The organism is Frischella sp. Ac48 (assembly GCF_019641635.1).
In the GTDB taxonomy this organism is placed as follows: Bacteria; Pseudomonadota; Gammaproteobacteria; order Enterobacterales; family Orbaceae; genus Frischella; species Frischella japonica.
On sequence record NZ_JAETXP010000001.1, the window covers coordinates 230587 to 250943 of the forward strand.

Genomic DNA, 20357 nt, shown 5'->3' on the forward strand with positions numbered 1-20357 from the left:
CACTCTTAATATTAGTGAAATAATACAAATCATTGAACGATAAAGATCCGAAAGAATTATTCTCTTCTATTTTTATCCTTTATAAAGACCCAGCTAAGCCGGGTCGATTATCATGAGTTTCAGTAAGGAATTAATATTTTACAACAATTCATAATATACGCATAAGACTGGTAACTTCATGATGATCTCACTATATTTGATCCTCTATGACATATCCAATAGATATTTACGATCGATAAAGATGAGATCGATCGTTTTATTCTATTTAAATTATCTAAGTAGATAATCTATTTGAATATTTTCCATAATAATTGATGTCAATTTTTGTAATTTTTTGTTAAAAAAATAACAAAAAAATTGTAAAGATGAACAAAAATTGTCATTTTAAACCTAGTCATTTATCGATATTAAAGATACATCTAATACTATCAAAAAATCATCATCCACATATTAGTATTATTTAGTTTTAAGAATTTAATAATTAATTGCTAGCATTCTATATATACAAAATAATGGATAATTTTAATATTAAATAAGCATCAATAACTTTCAGGCAATAAAAAAGGCTAATAATAGCCTTTTATTACTAATATATAAATTTTCAAATTATATTTCTATATTACCAACAGATTGCCCTTTTGTTACTGCTCCAGATTGGTTAATAGCTATTTTTTGACCTTCTTCCAAATTGGTAAACACAATAATAATGTCACGATCTTTACCTTGTGCAGTAACAAAATCAATATCCATATCTGCCAACAAAGTATTTTGATCGACAGATTGACCTTCTTCAATATAAACGTTAAAACCTTCACCCTTTAAAGCGACAGTATCAATTCCCATATGAATTAAACCTTCAATTCCTTCATCAGTGACAAATGTAATTGCATGTTTAGTAGGAAAAATACTCATTACTTTACCTTTAATTGGCGAATTAACTTGAACTTTACCATCTACAGGGGTTATCGCATAACCATCACCCATAATTTTATCTGCAAAAACGGGATCATTAACTTGATCGATTGTTTTAAATGTTCCTTCACACACAGAAAATAGCTCAACTTGCTTTTTCTTCTTTTTAAATAAACCAAACATCCTAATTCTCCAATATATTAAAAACGCTATATCATACTATTAAAAAAACCGACGTGAAAGTCGGTTTTTAAATATATTAAGTTGATTGTGAGCGACTAGTTCTTTTTTGCTTTCAAATTAGGCAGATCTGTAATGGAACCTTCGAAAACTTCTGCTGCTAAACCAATCGATTCATATAACGTTGGATGAGCATGAATCGTTAAAGCCATATCTTCCGCATCACAACCCATTTCAACCGCTAAACCAATTTCGCCTAGCAATTCGCCACCATTTGCCCCAACAACAGCACCACCTAATAAACGATTGGATGCTTTGTCAAAAATCAGTTTAGTCATCCCCTCTGAGCAATCAGAAGCGATTGCCCTACCTGACGCCGCCCATGGAAAAATTGCCACTTCATAATCAATACCTTTTGCTTGAGCCTCTTTTTCAGTTAAGCCAACCCAAGCAACTTCTGGTTCAGTATAAGCAATAGATGGGATCGTTTTGGGATCAAAATAATGTTTTTTGCCGGCTATTACTTCAGCTGCTACATGCCCTTCATGGACACCTTTATGCGCAAGCATAGGTTGACCAACAATATCACCAATGGCATAAATATGTGGAACATTGGTACGCATTTGTTTATCAACTTCAATAAATCCACGATCCGTAATATTGACACCCGCTTTTTCAGCATCGATTAGCTTACCATTTGGTGTTCGACCAATTGCTACTAATACAGCGTCGTAAGCATGGGTTTCAATTGTGCCATCTTTTTTCTCCATTGAGACGTAAATAGCATCATCTTTCGCTTCAACCTGTGTAACTTTGGTTTCAAGCATTAATGTAAATTTCTTTTCGATCTGTTTGGTAAAGATCTTAATAACATCTTTATCAGCTGCCGGGATGACTTGATCAAGCATTTCCACCACATGCACTTCCGATCCTAAGGTATGATAAACAGTACCCATTTCCAGACCGATAATCCCTCCACCCATTAATAATAAACGTTTTGGAATTGTCGTTAAGGCTAATGCGTCTGTAGAATCCCAAATTCTAGGATCTTCATGAGGAATAAATGGCAATTGAATTGGTCGGGAACCAGCTGCGATGATCGCATTATCAAATGTAATTATGGTTTCACCTTCAGCCGTTTGTACCGCCATAGTGTGACTACCTGTGAATTTAGCTTCACCATGTATTACATTCACTTTACGCATTTTGGCCATGCCGGCTAAACCACCAGTCAGTTGACTGATCACTTTCTCTTTCCAACTACGCACTTTATTTAAATCTAATTTTGGTGCATCAAACACAATACCATGAGCGGTTAATGATTTTGCTTCGTCTATCACTTTTGCAACATGTAACAGTGCCTTAGAAGGAATACAACCCACGTTTAAACAGACACCACCTAAAGTTGAATAACGTTCAACAAGTGTCACTTCCATACCTAAATCAGCAGCTCTAAAAGCCGCTGAATAACCGGCAGGCCCTGCACCTAATACTAAAACTTGCGTTTTAATTTCTTTGCTCATTGAAATCTCCCTCTTACATCACTAAACGACGTAAATCGGATAATACTTTAACGATATGGCTTAAGAACCTTGCCCCATCAGCACCATCAATCACCCGGTGATCAAAGGATAATGATAAAGGAAGCATTAAGCGTGGAGTAAATTCTTTACCATTCCAAATTGGTTTCATTGCGGAACGTGATACTCCTAAAATACCCACTTCAGGTGCATTTACAATCGGTGTGAACGAGGTAGTGCCAATGCCACCTAAACTAGAAATCGTGAAGCAACCACCTTGCATATCAGCACCCGTTAATTTACCATCGCGCGCTTTTTTCGAGATTTCAGCTAATTCACGGGATAATTCAATAATACCTTTTTTGTCAATATCTTTAAATACAGGCACAACTAAGCCGTTTGGTGTATCGACAGCCACACCAATATTGATGTATTTCTTTAAAATTAATGTTTGCGCATCTTCAGACAATGAACTATTAAAACGCGGATACGCAGCTAAAGCATTAGCCACTGCTTTCATAATAAAGACTAATGGCGTAATTTTTAGATCTTGTTTACGTTTTTCAGCTTCCATATTTTGTTGTTTACGGAAAGCCTCTAAATCAGAAATATCCGCTTCATCAAACTCAGTCACATGTGGGATCATTACCCAATTGCGGTGTAAATTAGCACCTGAAACTTTTTGTATCTTCGTTAACGGTAATGCTTCTACTTCACCAAATTTAGCAAAATCAATTTTCGGCCATGGCAGTAAACCAGGTAAAGCTCCACCACCGGCTGCACCACTTTCAACTTGTTTAACCGCATTTTTTACATAAACTTGAATATCTTCACGTAAAATACGGTTTTTCGGACCTGTTGCTGTCACTTTAGCCAAATTCACGCCAAATTCACGTGCTAAGCGGCGTACCGATGGTGTAGCGTGAGCATAGGCTTCATTTTCAATAAACTCATTACTTGATGCAACAGGTGCTGATTTTGCAACCGATGCTGGCGTTGGTGCAGATGTTGGTAATGGTTTTGATTTTTCGACGTTTGGCGTAGGTGTTGGCGGTACAGATGCAGCTGTAGCAGTTACAAATTCCATAATTTTGGAACCTGTTTTCACTTTATCGCCAACTTTAACTGTAATATTTTTTACTGTTCCAGCAATGGAGGCTGGCACTTCCATTGACGCTTTATCACCTTCCACGGTAATTAAAGAATCATCAACTGCAATGGTATCCCCCACTTTAACTAAGATTTCGGTGACTTCAACTTCATCGCCACCAATATCAGGAACATTCACATCAACAGTTTCACTAACGGTAGCAGGCTCTGGTGTAATCTGCGCTTTAGGTGCATCTTGCGTTGGTGCTGGAGCAGCTGTACCCTCGGCATCAAACTCCATGATGTCCACACCAGTTTTTACTTTATCGCCGACTTTTACCAAGATAGATTTAACAATCCCTGCTTGTGGCGCAGGAATTTCCATAGAGGCCTTATCGCCTTCAACCGTCATAATCGATTGATCAACTTCAACTTTATCACCAACATTTACCAGAATTTCTGTTACTTCGACTTCATCGCCACCAATGTCAGGTAATTTAATTTCAATACTCATTATCATGACCTCTTATGCAATACGTGGATTAGCTTTTTCAGCATCAATATCGAATTTTTTAATGGCTTCCTCAACCACAGAAGCTTCGATATCACCGCGTTTTGCCAGTTCACTTAGGGCTGCAACAACTACATATTTAGCGTCGATTTCGAAGTGATGACGTAAATTTTCGCGACTATCACTACGACCAAAACCGTCAGTACCTAAAACTTTATATATTTCAGCTGGTACATAGGCCCGTACTTGTTCTGCAAATAGTTTCATATAATCGGTTGAAACTACTGCTGGGTTTTCATTCATCACTTGCGTAATATAAGGAACTTTTGCTGGTTGTGTCGGATGTAGCATATTCCAACGTTCACAATCCTGCCCTTCACGCGCAAGTTCAGTAAAGGAAGTGACACTATAAACATCGCTACCAATACCATAATCATTAGCTAATATTGCTGCGGCTTCACGAACATGCCGTAAAATCGCACCGGAACCTAATAACTGTACACTCGGTTTACCCGCTTGTGCCGCAATGGTATCAAGTTTATAGATACCTTTACGAATACCTTCTTCAGCCCCCTCTGGCATCCCAGGTTGTTCATAGTTTTCATTCAATGTTGTAATGTAATAATAAACATTTTCTTGATCGCCATACATACGACGTAAGCCATCTTGCATAATTACAGCAACTTCATAAGCATATGATGGATCGTAAGAAATACAATTTGGTATCACTAAAGATTGAATATGGCTATGCCCATCTTCATGTTGTAAACCTTCGCCATTTAAAGTTGTGCGACCCGAGGTACCGCCAATCAAGAATCCTCGCGCTTGCTGATCACCGGCTGCCCACATTAAATCGCCAATACGTTGGAAACCAAACATTGAGTAGTAAATATAAAATGGAATCATTGGGCAATCATTGGTACTGTATGAAGTCGCTGCGGCAAGCCAAGAAGCACCCGCGCCCATTTCATTAATCCCCTCTTGCAGAATTTGACCTTTTTCATCTTCACGATAGTAAGCCACTTGCTCTCTATCTTGTGGGATATATTGTTGACCATGCGGATTATAAATACCGATTTGCCGGAATAGCCCTTCCATACCAAACGTACGTGCTTCATCAGCTAAAATTGGCACTAAGCGTGGAGCTAAGTCTTTATCTTTTAGCATGATATTAAGGGCTCGCACAAACGCTATCGTCGTTGAAATTTCTTTGCTTTGAGCCTCAAGTAATGAACTAAATTCAGACAAGGCCGGAATTGAAACTTGACCAGTAAACTTTTTCAATCGAGTTGGCACATAACCTTGCAATGCTTGGCGGCGTTCATGAATATATTTGTATTCTGGAGTATGTTCTTCAAATTTGATATAAGGTAATTTTTCAATGGCATCATCACTAACGGGAATATTGAAGAAATCTCGTACATGACGTACACCGTCCATATTCATTTTCTTTACTTGATGGGCAATATTTTTCCCTTCTGCGGCATCTCCCATACCATAACCTTTGATTGTGTGAGCAAGGATAACCGTTGGACGACCTTTAGTTTCTTTAGCTCTTTTAAATGCAGCAAACATTTTTGCCGGATCTTGACCACCACGATTTAACCGGAAGATTTCTGTATCAGACATATCCTTAACTAATTCTGCCGTTTCTGGGTATTTGCCAAAGAAATGTTCTCGAACATAGGCTCCATCTTTCGATTTAAATGTTTGATAATCACCATCTAAGGTTTCATTCATCAGACGAATTAATTTACCTGACTTATCTTTTTGTAACAACTTATCCCAACGATCACCCCACAGTACTTTAATGACTTGCCAACCCGCGCCAGCAAATACTCCTTCGAGTTCATTAACAATTTTACCATTACCGGTGACTGGTCCATCTAAACGCTGTAAATTACAGTTAATCACAAAAACAAGATTATCAAGTTTTTCACGCATTGCTACAGTGATTGCGCCTTTTGATTCAGGCTCATCCATTTCACCATCACCTAAAAAAGCATAAACAGTTTGCTCAGTGGTATCTTTCAAACCACGATGGTTAAGATATTTTAAGAATCGAGCTTGATAAATCGCACTAATTGGACCTAAGCCCATTGATACGGTTGGAAATTGCCAAAAATCAGGCATTAATTTTGGATGAGGATAAGATGGTAAACCCTTACCATGAACCTCTTGACGGAAATTATCCAGTTGCTCTTCTGTCAAACGACCTTCAATAAATGCACGCGAATAGATACCGGGAGAAATATGGCCTTGGAAATAAACTAAATCACCACCATCTTTTTCATTACGAGCACGGAAAAAATGATTAAAACCAACTTCATAAAATGTTGCAGCAGATTGAAAAGATGCCATATGTCCACCTAAGTCTAAATCTTTCTTAGATGCACGTAAAACCATCATTATCGCATTCCAACGAACGATAGAACGAATACGTCTTTCAAGTTCCCAATCACCTGGATATTCAGGCTGTTCTTCAACAGGAATCGTATTGATATAATTACTAGTCGAAGATCCAAACAGTAATGGTACGCCTCCTTCACGTGCTTGATTTACAATTTGTTCAATAATATATTGAGCACGTTCGGTTCCTTCTTCGCGAATTACTGATTCAATACTTTTCAGCCAATCCTGCGTTTCTAGGGGATCGATATCATTCATTTGCATGTCTGACATATTTAAACCTCTTTTTTGTTATAAAAATTGCAGATTAAAAACTTAACCCGCATTACGTTAGTCTTAAACATAACTTTTGATATAAGTCTGCCATTTACCTTAAGAAAGGTAAAGGGATGGTGGTATTCGAAAGGGATGTTAATTCCTATCAAATTAATCAACTATTTCAATGTATGTCCGTTTATAACTTTTACTACTATGATATTATTGTAGTTTTTAAGAATTTAAATATTAAATCAGCATTATTTATCTTATATCCTTTTTTTGCATATATTGTCAACTTCTATCTATTTTTGTTATATTCGACAGAATCTTAGTTACTCTAATCGATCAAATAGAAAGATCGTTGAACGCTTGATTAAGCGTTTAAAACTTGGTAAGTTGTTAAAAAACAATATGTTTTTGTTTTACCCTATTTATAAGATTTTTCTATATATTTAAATATCGGTAGCAAAATAGGTATCTAATTAATGGATAATCCCGTTGTTAAAAATTTTGGTTTACAGCCTTATTTACCCATGTATGAGCAAATGCATCATTTTACTCAACAGCGTAATAGTGATACACCAGATGAAATCTGGTTAGTTGAACACCCTGCTGTATTTACTCAAGGCAAAGTAGGTAAAGCGGAACATCTTATAAAGCAAACTGACATTCCGGTTATCCAGACAGACCGTGGAGGACAAATTACTTATCATGCCCCAGGTCAACAAATAATGTATATTTTGCTGGATCTCAAACGATTAAAAGTCGGGATTCGTGATACCGTAAATGCATTAGAAGATAGCGTGATACTTACTCTAAAAGATTACGACATTGATGCCTATGCTAAATCAGATGCACCAGGTGTGTATGTTAACAATGAAAAAATTTGTTCTTTGGGTTTACATATTCAACATGGTTTCACATTACATGGTCTAGCTTTGAATGTTGATATGGATTTAACACCATTTAATCATATTAACCCTTGTGGTTATGCGGGTTTAAAAATGACACAAGTCAAAGCTTATTTAGTCGAGCTCGATCGCGATGAGATTCGTCATAAATTAACAAATTATTTTATTCAGCAATTATATTCATGAGTTTAACTGAAACTAGAAAGATATTACGCACTTTTAACCCCAAATAGATATTAAATAAACTATGGCTAATTTAACCCCCATAACTGTCAAAAGTTCGAAATACCGTGATGCCGATAAAACACGGTTAATTCCGTCAATCACGGTTGAAGATTCTGAATTATTGAAAAAACCAGCATGGATGAAGATTAAACTTCCCGCCCATTCTGAAAATATTGCACATATTAAAAATACGATGCGAAAACATGGTTTACATTCCGTCTGTGAAGAAGCATCTTGCCCAAATCTTGCTGAATGCTTCAATCATGGAACCGCAACTTTTATGATTTTAGGTGATATCTGCACGCGCCGTTGCCCCTTTTGTGATGTGGCACATGGTCGACCATTGCCACCTGATGAACAAGAACCCGTCAAACTGGCAAAAACGATTCATGAAATGAAACTTAGATATGTCGTTATTACTTCTGTTGACCGAGATGATCTTAAAGATGGTGGTGCCAGTCATTTTGCTGACTGTACGCGTGAGATCCGCGCGTTAAGTCCGCATATCAAAATAGAAACACTCACACCTGATTTTCGTGGTTGTATTGATGACGCTGTCGAAATACTTAAAAAAAATCCACCTGATGTTTTTAATCATAATTTAGAAAATATTCCACGATTGTATAAAAAAATTCGTCCCGGTGCGAATTATGAAGGCTCATTGGCACTTTTAGCGAAATTTAAACAGTTGCATCCTAATGTACCAACCAAATCTGGGTTAATGGTTGGACTGGGTGAAACCAATGAAGAATTAATTCAAGTACTTAAAGATTTGCGGGCCCATGGTGTAACCATGCTTACGCTAGGTCAATATCTTCAACCAAGTAAATTCCATTTACCTGTTGAACGTTATGTCTCACCCAAAGAGTTTGAAGAACTTAAACGTATTGCATTTGATTTAGGCTTTACCCATGCAGCGTGTGGACCTTTTGTGCGTTCTTCCTATCACGCCGATCTCCAAGCCCAAGGTAAAGAAGTTAAGTAAAATAACTAAGTGGGGTTAACTCCCTACTTAGATGATATGCCATTTTAATGATATTTTTTTAAAGTTAGACATTTAGCAACTAACCATAAAAAGATAAAAATTCCAATAGCATACAAACTTTTATAACCTATTACCCATAATAATCCAACACAAATCATAGTACAAATTGCAGCAATAATTCGTAATTTTCCTTTTAGCAGTCTCACTGCTGATAACATCGCTAATAAATAGATAAATACAAAAACGCCATTTGCATATATTAATAAACTGGTTAACGATATTGTGAAAAAATGAATCAAGATTAGGAAAATACCGCTAAGTAAAATCACAAATGATAAACTATTAACTGGGGTCGAACGTTTTGATAATTTTGCCAGCCAAATACTAGGGAAATCTTGTTTGGTTTGATCCCAAATTAATCGGGCATAACTTTGATAATAAATATTAATTGTCGCAAAACATGCCGCATAACCAATTGCACAAAAAATCCATAAAGCTTGCTGACCAAATAATTGTTCAATGATATTTGGTAAGGCTGTAGTAACCACAATACTGCCAGTAGATAAACTTAATACCGCTGCTGTACAGGCCCAATAGATAAAACCTGCCAAAACCAAACCAACAATTAAAGCGCGTGGAAAATCTTTTTCTGGCCTTTTAAATTCTGTGGTTAAATGAACAAATGCTTCTATACCGACAAAACACCAAAACATAACCCCTAACGCACTCATTAATGGTACTGCATCAATTTGCCACAAATTCGGCCATTCAATGGTTAAAACCGATGGTGAACTCGAAAAACCGATCGTCATTACTAAGCCTATAATTAACATCGCGATCAATGTTTGGATCCAGCCACTGGCCCCAGCGCCAAATAATCCAATCAACCAAATAAAGAATAACGTCATTAATTGAATAAGCAATTCGACAAAAGGCGGAATATTAAATAATGAAACCCAAAATCCGGAAGCTATATATAATGCAGCAGGTAAATTAAAAGGTATAACGGTAAGAAAAAACCAACCACTAACACGACCAAGCGTTGGGTTAAAAGCTCTATTAACAAAATACGCAACACCACCTGCACTTGGGTAATATTTACCTAATTCAGCAAATATTAATCCAATCGGGAAAATCATAATTAATAACAGTGGCCATGCCCATAATCCGTTGTTACCGGCAATTTCTGCGGTAATAGCAGGTATAGCAAATATTCCGGTCCCTAATAATGACGTCGTTAGTAAACCGACTCCTTGAACAAAATTAAGCTCTTTTTTGAGCTGCTCCATTATTACAACTCCTAACTTATTATATTTATTGTCAAATAAAAATTTTTAGTTAAAATATTTAAGGAAAATCTCAACCAAACTCTTTAAATTGAGCTAATTAATTATTAATTTTCGGAAATGGCAAATTATAAGATTATGATTGATTTCTGATGCTATTAATAATATTTGTGGTTGAACAACCATCTTCAAAATTCAAAACTTTAACTTCACCACCAGCTGCGATTACCTCTTTACCACCAGCAATTTGTTCTGGTTGATAATCACCACCTTTAACTAACACATCGGGTAAAATTTTAGCAATTAAACGTTGCGGTGTTTGTTCTTCAAAAGATACTACCCAATCAACTGAATCAAGTGCGCCTAATACGATCATTCGTTGCATTAATGGATTAATGGGACGTGATTGGCCCTTGAGTTGTTTTACTGATTGATCACTATTGACGGCAACAATTAAACGATCCCCCAATTTTCGCGCATTAGCTAAATAAGATACATGTCCTGCATGCAGGATATCAAAACAACCATTAGTCATGACAATTTTTTCACCTCGTTGGCGAGCTTTGCTCACAGCTATTTGGAGTTCATCCTCACTCATCACGCCAAAACCATTGTCATTACGCGCCCGAATGGCATCTTCCAACTCAACTTGTGATACCGTAGAGGTACCTAATTTCCCCACCACGACACCGGCTGCCGCATTTGCTAGAAAACAACTCTCTTCCAATGAACATCCTGCGGCTAATGCAGCAGCGATGGAAGCGATTACTGTATCTCCAGCACCAGTAACATCATAAACCTCTTTCGCTTGAGTTGGTAAATGATAAGTTGGTTGGTCAAGTTGTAGTAACGTCATTCCTTTTTCGCTTCGCGTTACCAATAAAGCGCGAATATCATAATCACGAATCAATTGATGACCTTTGTTCACGATATCTTCTTCGCTATGACATGTCCCAACAACTGCTTCAAATTCGGACATATTTGGTGTAAGTAATGTTGCACCACGATAACGCGTAAAATCAGTTCCTTTAGGATCAATTAATACCGGAACATGTGCTTGATTCGCTAATTTGATCATCGCTTGAACAGAGGATAATACTCCTTTCGCATAATCAGATAGTATCATGACTTTTGCTTGTGGTAATGCATATTCGATTCGTTGCAATAATTCGCTTGGATTAACATCAGCAAACCCCTCTTCAAAATCCAGACGAATCAGTTGTTGATTGCGTGACAAAACCCTTAATTTGGTAATAGTTGGATGGGTGGATAATGAAACAAAATCACAGCTTACCCGATGATGATGCAGTTGCTCAGTAAGAATTTTAGCTTGTTCATCCTTACCGGTTAAACCAATCAGTTTAGCATGCCCGCCTAATGAGGTAACATTCATTGCTACATTAGCAGCTCCGCCAGGCCGTTCTTCAAGTGAATCTATCTTAACCACTGGTACAGGTGCCTCTGGCGAAATGCGCGATGTTGCACCGTACCAATAACGATCCAACATAATATCCCCAACGACTAACACATTTGCGGTGTTAAAATCCGGTAAATAATTCTTCATTACAACATCCTAATCATAAAATAAAGTTGTTTTTTAAATTCAAATCAGATTCTATTATTTATTCAAGTGATTGAGATTCATCATTGGTTTGTCTTGGATGGTAAAATTGTGCAAAAAAAACACCAATTTCAAACAGTAAGCACATAGGAATCGCGAGTAATGTTTGTGAAAACACATCTGGTGGGGTCAAAAACATGGCAATCGCAAATACACCAACAATGATATACGGTCGTTTCTTTTTGAGGTTTTGCGGAGATGTTACGCCTGCCCAACATAACAATACAATGGCAACCGGGACCTCAAACGAAATACCAAAGACCATGAATAACGTCATTACAAAATCCAAATATTTTGTAATATCGGTATTGATAGCCACATCTGCTGGTGCACTATTAATAAAAAAGTAAAAAGCTAAAGGAAACACCACAAAATAGGCGAATGCAATACCTAAATAAAATAAGGTCGTACTTGAAATTACTAACGGCAGTACTAAGCGCTTTTCCTGTTGATAAAGCGCTGGAGCAACAAATGCCCAAACTTGATACAAAATATAGGGAATCGATACAAACAAAGCGATAATAGCAGTCAATTTTATAGGCGTAAAAAAAGGTGCTGCAATATCGGTTGCGATCATTATACTACCTTTCGGTAACTGACTTACTAAAGGATTAGCAACAATGCGATAAATATCATTTGAAAAATAGAGTAACGCTAAAAAAACAACCACTACGCAGATGATACAACGTAAAATTCTGGCACGTAATTCGAGTAGATGACTCATTAAAGATTGTTCAGAATTATTCGCCATGATGATGTTTCCTTGCATCACTGCGATTTTCAACTATTTGGTTATTTACTTCAGGAGATTCGTCAATTTGTGGTAAATCACTTTGTTGATTATCAGTCGGAGATTTTTCCAACTGATTCCCTTCACTAATCACTTGTTGTGCAGTTTGATTAAGTTCTTGCTGTAAGGATTGTGTAATACGCTTAAGTTCATCAATTGAAGCTTGAATCTCGGGCGTAAGCATGTTAAGTCCACTTTCTTCGGCCTGTTTTAAGCTTTCTTGAAGTTCCTGTAATTTAAGTTCTTTATTTAACTCTAATTGTACATTGGCCGATAATCGACGCAGAGTATTGATCCAACCGACGACTGTTTTAATCGCTGTCGGTAAGCGTGCTGGACCCAATACAATAAGCCCAATGATCAATACTAGTAATAATTCGCCAAAACTTACATCAAACACAGTTTACTCTTTTTTATCATGGTTTTTTTCAACATGTGTGGAAGATGGCGTACTAAAATTGGCATCATTATTAGATGTTGGATTATCATCTTCATTATCCATTGCCTTTTTGAAGCCCTTAATTGATGCACCTAAATCTGAACCTAAGGTGCGTAATTTTTTAGTTCCAAAAATTAATACAATCACTGCTACTAATATCAGTAGATTTGGCCAGCTTGGCATCATAATAGGTTCTCCACTTATCAAATAGATGAAAAGTATTATATACATAAATTATTTTAAAATGCACGCAATATACAATAAGAGCGTAAAAGATATTCGCAATTGTCGCCTAAATGCTTATTCAACAATAAGAAGTACAACACTCTTTATATCCGATTATTTTAAAACGTATATCAACTAACTATTCAATATCAAATAGTAATAACGATCATTTTAGTTATTAACATCGATAATCAAATGAATATAAAACAGATTTATTCTAAAAATCAATTGGTTATAAAATAGAATCTAATCCGCTAAAGTGAGAGAAATTGGTAAGTATATGCTATCAATCATGAGGTTAAGAATTTTAACATATTAAATAATCAAATGATTAATTACCCAGACATCTTCGGTCAAAAAACTCTAGTGACTGAGTAATTAATCGATTAACTCTATCTTAACTTACAGATCATCAATGTATCCTAAACTTCTTAATGCCCTTTCATCATCCGCCCAACCGGCTTTTACTTTAACCCAGAGTTCTAAATGCACTTTGGTCTGGAAAAAATCTTGCATATCTTTTCGTGCTTCAATACCGATTTGTTTAATTTTTTCACCTTTATTACCGATGACCATTTTCTTCTGACCATCACGTTCTACCAGAATCAAACCATTAATACGATACATACCGGTTTTTTCATCAACTTTGAACTGTTCGATCTCAACGGTCACCGAATATGGCAATTCTTCACCTAAAAAACGCATTAATTTTTCACGAATAATTTCTGAGGCCATAAAACGTTGTGAACGATCGGTAATATATTCTTCAGGAAAATGGTGCTCACCAACCGGTAAATGTTGTTTCACAATCTGTTTAATAATATCCACACCTTCGCCCTTCTCAGCACTGATAGGAATAACATCCATGAAATTGAATTTCTGGCTAATGGTATGAATATGAGGTAACAGTTTGGTCTTATCGGTAACATTATCAATTTTATTAATAACCAATAATACCGGACATTTTACACTTTTCAGTTTATTGAGTACCATTTCATCATCTTCATTCCAATGGGTACCTTCAACAACAAACAAGATTAACTCAACATCCCCTATAGAACTACTTGCTGCACGATTCATCAACCGATTAATTGCCCGTTTTTCTTCAATATGTAAACCCGGCGTATCGATATAAATAGCCTGATCATTGCCTTGTGTGTCAATCCCCATAATACGATGACGAGTAGTTTGGGCTTTACGAGAAGTAATTGAGATTTTTTGACCTAGTATTTGATTTAATAATGTTGATTTGCCAACATTAGGGCGCCCAACAATGGCAATAAAACCACAATGCTGTAAGGAATCTGAATGTTGTCGATTATGTTGTTGATTTGTCATTTAATACCTAATTTTTCTATTGCCATTTGTGCAGCGGCTTGTTCCGCTTTACGGCGACTTACGCCGCGTCCTAAATATCGATTATTGTCACCGTCTAACTTACATTGCACAACAAATTCTTGTTCATGATCATCGCCAATAACTTCAATAATGAGATAAACTGGTCTTGCCAAACGAAGACCTTGCAAATATTCTTGTAAACGGGTTTTAGGATCTTTTTGTTTAATTCCAGGTTGAATCTCATTTAATCTGGTTTGATACCATAATAGAATCAGTTGCTTCACGGTTTGTATATTACTATCTAAATAAATAGCACCTATAATTGCTTCTAACGCATCAGAAATAATCGATTCACGGCGATGACCACCACTTTTCAATTCTCCCTGACCTAAAATCATATACTCACCGATACTAAAATTTTGACCAATAATAGCTAACATTTCACCACATACTAATGATGAACGCATTTGGCTTAAATCACCTTCATCGACGTTAGGAAAACGATTAAAAAGCGCTTCAGCAATAACAAAACTTAAAATCGAATCCCCCAGATACTCTAAACGTTCATTATGAATTTTATTAGCACTGCGATGAGTCAGAGCGTGATTTAATAAATCAATATTATTAAATGTATAGCCGATCAGTTTTTGTAATGCAATTAGACTATGTTTATTTTGTTTCATTTACGATATTACTCAATACTTTTTTGTTTCAGTTTGCTAACCTATTTTCACCTCAGTAATAGTGATCAAATTTTGATGGAAAACGATATAATAATCCCTCTATCTTTATATCATTATTAACCACATATTATCACTCATCATCTATAATGGTGAGTGATGACAATTATTTGATTCCACCAATCCGACTAAATCTCACACCGCTAGGAAATTCATTAGGTTGTTTGTCTAAACTCAACCATATTGCACTAGCGCGTCCAACAAAATTGGCCTCTGGAACAAATCCCCAAAAACGGCTATCATCACTATTATCACGGTTATCACCCATCATAAAGTAATAACCTTCTGGTACTACCCATTCCCCCATTTTTTGATTAACTTGCCGATAAAACTTTTGTGGTTGATTAAACTTAATTGGCATAATCAAAATATCATGCGTGATATCGCCTAATGTTTCTTGGCGCTGATTTAAATCGAAATTATCAGTTTTATTTTTTAAATGATTAAATTCTTCATCAGTATAAAAGTTAACATTGCTTTGATTAAACACCAGATGCCACTCGCTAGTCTTAACCGGTGTATAATTGATATTTACCGACTTAAAATTTTGACTATTGCATTGCTCTTCTTCCGCTTGGCAAGCTGAATAAATCGATAACTCTTTTGTATTGTTATTATAAATTATTTTATCACCTGGCACACCAATAACCCGTTTAATATAATCCAGATCTGGGTTTAAGGGATATTTAAATACTGCCACATCACCGCGTTGTGGATGCCCTGTTGGTATGAGAGTAGTATTGGTGATAGGATCTTTAAGACCATAAGCATATTTCTCAACAGCAATAAAATCACCAACTAATAAAGTTGGCATCATTGACCCTGATGGAATTTGAAATGGCTCAATAATAAATGAGCGAACAACCAAAACAAACAATAAAATAGGAAATAAAGGCGCAAAAAAATCAACAAAACCATTCGGTTTTCCGACTTCAGCTAACACCTTACCATCAATGTTACCTTCTGTCTGTTGGCGCACAGCTTCAACTTTTCGTTGTCTAGCTGGTTGCCAACGATACCGCTCAAAACACCACAAAATACCTGTAATGAATGTTGCTACTGTTAAAATAATTGCAAACAAACCAGCCATTAAATAACCTCACTTAAATAATTTATTCTTTACCAACATGTAAGATAGCTAAAAATGCTTCTTGAGGTAACTCAACGTTACCAACTTGTTTCATGCGTTTTTTACCTTCTTTCTGTTTTTGTAACAATTTCTTTTTACGACTGACATCACCGCCGTAACATTTTGCCAATACGTTTTTACGTAATTGTTTAACCGTCGAACGGGCAATTACATGATTACCAATAGCCGCTTGGATAGCAATATCAAATTGTTGGCGTGGAATCAAGTCTTTCATTTTTTCAACTAATTCCCGGCCACGATATGGGGCATTGTCACGATGAGTAATTAATGCTAATGCATCAACTCGCTCACCATTAATCAACACATCTAAGCGCACCATATCGGCGGTTCGGAAGCATTTGAAACTATAATCTAAGGAAGCATACCCCCGCGATGTTGATTTTAATTTATCGAAGAAATCTAATACGACTTCTGACATTGGAATTTCATATGTCAACGATACTTGATTGCCATGATAAACCATATTGGTTTGGACACCGCGTTTTTCGACACAAAGCGTAATCACATTTCCTAAATAGGATTGTGGTACCAGAATATTACATTCCGCAATAGGTTCACGTAGCTCTTGAATATTATTAACAGCTGGTAGTTTTGCTGGACTATCAACATAGATAGTCTCATTACTTGTAGTGATAACTTCATAAACCACCGTTGGTGCCGTGGTTATAAGATCAATATCATATTCACGTTCGAGTCGTTCCTGAATGATTTCCATATGTAATAAACCAAGAAAACCACAGCGGAAACCAAAACCTAATGCACTAGATGTTTCTGGCTCATAAAAAAGAGACGCATCATTTAGGCTCAATTTACCTAATGCATCACGAAATGCTTCATAATCATCAGAACTTGTGGTAAATAATCCGGCATAAACTTGTGGCTTAACTTTTTTGAAACCCGGCAATGGTTTGTTAGCGGGATCACGTGCTAAGGTTAAAGTATCGCCAACAGGGGCACCGTGTATATCTTTAATAGCACAAACCAACCAACCCACTTCACCACAAGCTAATACGTCTTTATCAATTTGTTTTGGTGTGAATATACCTAACCGGTCAACATTATATGTCATACCAGTACTCATCACCTTAATTTTATCGCCCTTGCGTAATTCACCATTTTTGATACGGATTAGTGATACCACACCCAAATAGTTATCAAACCATGAATCAATGATCAGTGCTTGTAAAGGTGCTTGACTGTCACCAGCTGGAGGTGGAATTTCATTAACCAATCGTTCTAAAACATCAACTACACCAACACCTGTTTTCGCTGAACAACGTACCGCATCCGTGGCATCGATACCTACTATATCTTCAATTTCTTGTGCCACCCGTTCAGGCTCTGCAGCGGGTAAATCGATTTTATTTAATACGGGTACGACCTGTAGATCCATATCAATCGCCGTATAACAATTTGCCAATGTTTGTGCTTCAACACCTTGCCCGGCATCAACAACTAATAATGCACCTTCACATGCTGCTAAAGAGCGAGATACTTCATATGAGAAATCAACATGCCCAGGTGTATCAATAAAATTTAATTGATAGGTTTGACCATCTTTTGCGTGATAATCGAGTGTTACGCTTTGCGCTTTAATCGTGATACCACGCTCTCGTTCTAGATCCATTGAATCAAGGACTTGAGCAGCCATTTCACGATCAGATAATCCTCCACATATTTGGATAATTCGATCTGATAAAGTGGATTTACCATGATCAATATGGGCAATAATTGAGAAATTTCGGATATTTTTATTCATATCTATAATTCAGTTAATCTACTAATTAATGTTAATGACTGTATTATCTTATTTGATTACAAATTCCATTTATTACTTAGATTTATCAATAAAAACAAAATAATATAATTGTAAATAATCTTGATGCTACTAACATAAATCTTTTAATCTAATAAGATAATCATCAATTAGGTAATGATAATTAAATCCAGCATTCTACACATTTATCATGCTAAATCATAGTATCAAGCTCGGTTTTTATCTTTTTTCAGCAAAATATCATCGGCTTTATAAACTTTATTTTGCTAAAATAGATTCAGTAAAACGCCATTAAGGGGTCTTTGCTATTTAAATTTTAAATGATAAGCAATTTGTTTGATTGTTTCAGCCGGTAAATTGCCAATAATGATAATATTTAGATTACCTTGATTATATGAATAAATAGAACGATCGCCCTGTATAGATAAATTGACTTTATCATATTGGGTTCGTTTCGAAACATTGATAGTAAATGAAAAAATACCATCCGTAAAATGCTGTGTATCAATGTTGGATTCTTGAAAATTAATGTTGTAAGTATCGATTCGTTTAAAACCTTTAGGCAACCATGTCACTTGCCAATCTTTACGATCGCTATCTTCCTTGTCTATCGGATATAAAATTGGATAAACACGATCTGCAATATAATCTTCAAATTTTTGTTTATTAAAATCAAAATCAACCACCAAAACCTTTTTTTGATTAATTATTTTGGAATTTAAATCTAATAAATCAATACGTAATGGTAAGAAGTTTTCATCATCAATCCAAATCACATAACTATAACGATCTTTATCTTTAGAAATAATACGAATAAGTTGGCAACTACGATTAGCCACACGCCCTTTACCTAAATTAATAAAATCGTAATTGGGAATTAATGAATCGAAATCACTGTAAATCACATCAGGAAAAACTTCGATAATGCGATTTGCTGCGATTGAAAACGAGGCGCTATCGATAAGAAAGTAGCTGACAATGTTATCATTTAAAATAATTTCTTTGGCAGATCCTTCTAAGGATAATAGAGCACCTTTTTTATTTATTTTCGATCCAACATAGGTATATTGATATGAATTGGGGTATTCATCTTCATCTTGAACAATAAAATAAAGCTTATAATCATTATCCAACACTGACGCTTTCATTTTATTTAACAACTTAACAGCCGAGCGATCAATTAGCAAAGGTGATGATGTTTCTGCAGAAGAATTTATGGTCTCGGAAAAAGCAAGATTAGAATTATCTGCATAGCAGAGAAATGATATAAAACATGACAAAAAAAAGAAAAAACCCAAAATTTTAGCTCGATTAAAATATTGCCGTAAAAATAATCTACTCGTATTATTAAAATCACTAAAAAAATGAGTTTGTATCATTCATTTATTACCATAACCAACATGTTATCTACTGTACGTTTAAACGTCTTTGTAATTCATAATCTTGCACCAACATACGAATTTTATTGTACTGTTGGTTAGACATCGTATCTAATGGCTGCTCATAGTTATTAACATTACCTACACCACCAACTGGTGCTAAATTAACTCCGATTGGCACTGTATTAAGAACCGGTATATCATTCGCCTTAGAAGCACCTGATTGATACTGTACAATACCGATAACGCCTAAAGTCACACAGGCAGCTAAACCAACTTGGCTCAATTTAGCTAAAACATCTTTCGTCTTAATCCAAATCAACTTTGATAACGTTGGCAAAGTTGTTTGCTCGACAACTGTTGGTTGTTCAGGAAGATCTTCTAATTCAATAAGCTGAGCAACTTTATCAGAAATATCGAATGTTAAATAATCAGCATCCAATCTTCCTTGCATAATATCACGAGCAACATGATAACGACGCCAATATTGTTTAAGCTCATCATCCTTTAAGATACTATCAATAGTATCTTGATCATATTGCTCTCCATCCATTAATGAAGAAAGTTGTTCTTGTTGGACTTTTAACATATTTATACCTTTATAATATTCGG

General features: G+C 35.9%; 16 protein-coding genes and 1 pseudogene. 2 read left to right on the forward strand and 15 right to left on the reverse strand.

Translation table 11 applies throughout. From position 1 onward, the window contains the following. Positions 1-606 precede the first annotated feature (606 nt). The 4 genes from JMI89_RS01065 to aceE form a co-directional block, all read right to left on the reverse strand. Positions 607-1095, reverse strand: a complete 489-nt coding sequence (locus JMI89_RS01065; RefSeq protein ID WP_187755674.1) for a PTS glucose transporter subunit IIA — start codon at positions 1093-1095, stop codon at positions 607-609. Positions 1096-1190: 95 nt separating this feature from the next. Beyond that, positions 1191-2615, reverse strand: a complete 1425-nt coding sequence (lpdA, locus tag JMI89_RS01070) for a dihydrolipoyl dehydrogenase (protein WP_187755675.1) — start codon at positions 2613-2615, stop codon at positions 1191-1193. A gap of 13 nt (positions 2616-2628) precedes the next feature. Further along, positions 2629-4215, reverse strand: a complete 1587-nt coding sequence (gene aceF / locus JMI89_RS01075) for a pyruvate dehydrogenase complex dihydrolipoyllysine-residue acetyltransferase (RefSeq protein ID WP_370633690.1) — start codon at positions 4213-4215, stop codon at positions 2629-2631. 12 nt (positions 4216-4227) lie between these two features. After that, positions 4228-6894, reverse strand: coding sequence for a pyruvate dehydrogenase (acetyl-transferring), homodimeric type (gene aceE / locus JMI89_RS01080; RefSeq protein WP_187755677.1), 2667 nt, complete (start codon positions 6892-6894; stop codon positions 4228-4230). Between the two features lie 470 nt (positions 6895-7364). Between aceE and lipB the strand changes: the two genes are divergently transcribed. After that, a complete protein-coding gene (gene lipB, locus JMI89_RS01085; protein WP_220679095.1) occupies positions 7365-7976 on the forward strand; it encodes a lipoyl(octanoyl) transferase LipB in 612 nt (203 codons plus the stop codon). A 61-nt stretch (positions 7977-8037) separates the two neighbouring features. After that, the gene (lipA, locus tag JMI89_RS01090; RefSeq protein ID WP_220679096.1) at positions 8038-9000 is read left to right on the forward strand and encodes a lipoyl synthase; all 963 of its coding nucleotides are present in this window, start codon (positions 8038-8040) and stop codon (positions 8998-9000) included. A 44-nt stretch (positions 9001-9044) separates the two neighbouring features. On the opposite strand, the gene yjeH is transcribed toward lipA, so the two are convergent. The 11 genes and pseudogenes from yjeH to JMI89_RS01145 form a co-directional block, all read right to left on the reverse strand. Continuing rightward, on the reverse strand, positions 9045-10289 hold the full coding sequence (yjeH, locus tag JMI89_RS01095; protein ID WP_220679097.1) for an L-methionine/branched-chain amino acid transporter: 1245 nt from the start codon (positions 10287-10289) through the stop codon (positions 9045-9047). Between the two features lie 133 nt (positions 10290-10422). Then, positions 10423-11850, reverse strand: coding sequence for a bifunctional D-glycero-beta-D-manno-heptose-7-phosphate kinase/D-glycero-beta-D-manno-heptose 1-phosphate adenylyltransferase HldE (hldE, locus tag JMI89_RS01100; RefSeq protein WP_220679098.1), 1428 nt, complete (start codon positions 11848-11850; stop codon positions 10423-10425). Between the two features lie 58 nt (positions 11851-11908). After that, entirely contained in the window at positions 11909-12658 is a 750-nt protein-coding gene (tatC, locus tag JMI89_RS01105) for a twin-arginine translocase subunit TatC (RefSeq protein WP_220679099.1), read from the reverse strand. A 177-nt stretch (positions 12659-12835) separates the two neighbouring features. Continuing rightward, positions 12836-13097, reverse strand: a pseudogene (gene tatB / locus JMI89_RS11980) (Sec-independent protein translocase protein TatB); the annotation flags it as partial. A 3-nt stretch (positions 13098-13100) separates the two neighbouring features. Then, on the reverse strand, positions 13101-13322 hold the full coding sequence (gene tatA / locus JMI89_RS11985; protein WP_220679101.1) for a twin-arginine translocase TatA/TatE family subunit: 222 nt from the start codon (positions 13320-13322) through the stop codon (positions 13101-13103). A 441-nt stretch (positions 13323-13763) separates the two neighbouring features. Next, on the reverse strand, positions 13764-14699 hold the full coding sequence (gene era / locus JMI89_RS01120; protein WP_187755684.1) for a GTPase Era: 936 nt from the start codon (positions 14697-14699) through the stop codon (positions 13764-13766). Beyond that, on the reverse strand, positions 14696-15382 hold the full coding sequence (rnc, locus tag JMI89_RS01125; protein ID WP_187755685.1) for a ribonuclease III: 687 nt from the start codon (positions 15380-15382) through the stop codon (positions 14696-14698). The genes era and rnc overlap by 4 nt, the downstream gene beginning before the upstream one ends. A 163-nt stretch (positions 15383-15545) precedes the next feature. Continuing rightward, positions 15546-16529: a signal peptidase I gene (gene lepB, locus JMI89_RS01130; protein ID WP_187755686.1), complete on the reverse strand. Its 984-nt coding sequence runs from the start codon at positions 16527-16529 to the stop codon at positions 15546-15548. 22 nt (positions 16530-16551) lie between these two features. After that, positions 16552-18348 carry a translation elongation factor 4 gene (gene lepA / locus JMI89_RS01135; RefSeq protein WP_220679102.1) on the reverse strand — a complete coding sequence of 599 codons (1797 nt, stop codon included), beginning with the start codon at positions 18346-18348 and terminating at the stop codon, positions 16552-16554. A 323-nt stretch (positions 18349-18671) separates the two neighbouring features. Further along, the gene (locus tag JMI89_RS01140) at positions 18672-19745 is read right to left on the reverse strand and encodes a MucB/RseB C-terminal domain-containing protein (RefSeq protein ID WP_220679103.1); all 1074 of its coding nucleotides are present in this window, start codon (positions 19743-19745) and stop codon (positions 18672-18674) included. Positions 19746-19773: 28 nt separating this feature from the next. Further along, the gene (locus JMI89_RS01145) at positions 19774-20334 is read right to left on the reverse strand and encodes an RseA family anti-sigma factor (protein ID WP_220679104.1); all 561 of its coding nucleotides are present in this window, start codon (positions 20332-20334) and stop codon (positions 19774-19776) included. Positions 20335-20357 lie beyond the last annotated feature (23 nt).

What these genes read in the sequence shown, in the direction of transcription:
- JMI89_RS01065 (WP_187755674.1), bottom strand. Translation starts at nt 1,095, where the DNA reads ATGTTTGGTTTATTTAAAAAGAAGAAAAAGCAAGTTGAGCTATTTTCT.
- lpdA (WP_187755675.1), bottom strand. Translation starts at nt 2,615, where the DNA reads ATGAGCAAAGAAATTAAAACGCAAGTTTTAGTATTAGGTGCAGGGCCT.
- aceF (WP_370633690.1), bottom strand. Translation starts at nt 4,215, where the DNA reads ATGAGTATTGAAATTAAATTACCTGACATTGGTGGCGATGAAGTCGAA.
- aceE (WP_187755677.1), bottom strand. Translation starts at nt 6,894, where the DNA reads ATGTCAGACATGCAAATGAATGATATCGATCCCCTAGAAACGCAGGAT.
- lipB (WP_220679095.1), top strand. Translation starts at nt 7,365, where the DNA reads ATGGATAATCCCGTTGTTAAAAATTTTGGTTTACAGCCTTATTTACCC.
- lipA (WP_220679096.1), top strand. Translation starts at nt 8,038, where the DNA reads ATGGCTAATTTAACCCCCATAACTGTCAAAAGTTCGAAATACCGTGAT.
- yjeH (WP_220679097.1), bottom strand. Translation starts at nt 10,289, where the DNA reads ATGGAGCAGCTCAAAAAAGAGCTTAATTTTGTTCAAGGAGTCGGTTTA.
- hldE (WP_220679098.1), bottom strand. Translation starts at nt 11,850, where the DNA reads ATGAAGAATTATTTACCGGATTTTAACACCGCAAATGTGTTAGTCGTT.
- tatC (WP_220679099.1), bottom strand. Translation starts at nt 12,658, where the DNA reads ATGGCGAATAATTCTGAACAATCTTTAATGAGTCATCTACTCGAATTA.
- tatA (WP_220679101.1), bottom strand. Translation starts at nt 13,322, where the DNA reads ATGATGCCAAGCTGGCCAAATCTACTGATATTAGTAGCAGTGATTGTA.
- era (WP_187755684.1), bottom strand. Translation starts at nt 14,699, where the DNA reads ATGACAAATCAACAACATAATCGACAACATTCAGATTCCTTACAGCAT.
- rnc (WP_187755685.1), bottom strand. Translation starts at nt 15,382, where the DNA reads ATGAAACAAAATAAACATAGTCTAATTGCATTACAAAAACTGATCGGC.
- lepB (WP_187755686.1), bottom strand. Translation starts at nt 16,529, where the DNA reads ATGGCTGGTTTGTTTGCAATTATTTTAACAGTAGCAACATTCATTACA.
- lepA (WP_220679102.1), bottom strand. Translation starts at nt 18,348, where the DNA reads ATGAATAAAAATATCCGAAATTTCTCAATTATTGCCCATATTGATCAT.
- JMI89_RS01140 (WP_220679103.1), bottom strand. Translation starts at nt 19,745, where the DNA reads ATGATACAAACTCATTTTTTTAGTGATTTTAATAATACGAGTAGATTA.
- JMI89_RS01145 (WP_220679104.1), bottom strand. Translation starts at nt 20,334, where the DNA reads ATGTTAAAAGTCCAACAAGAACAACTTTCTTCATTAATGGATGGAGAG.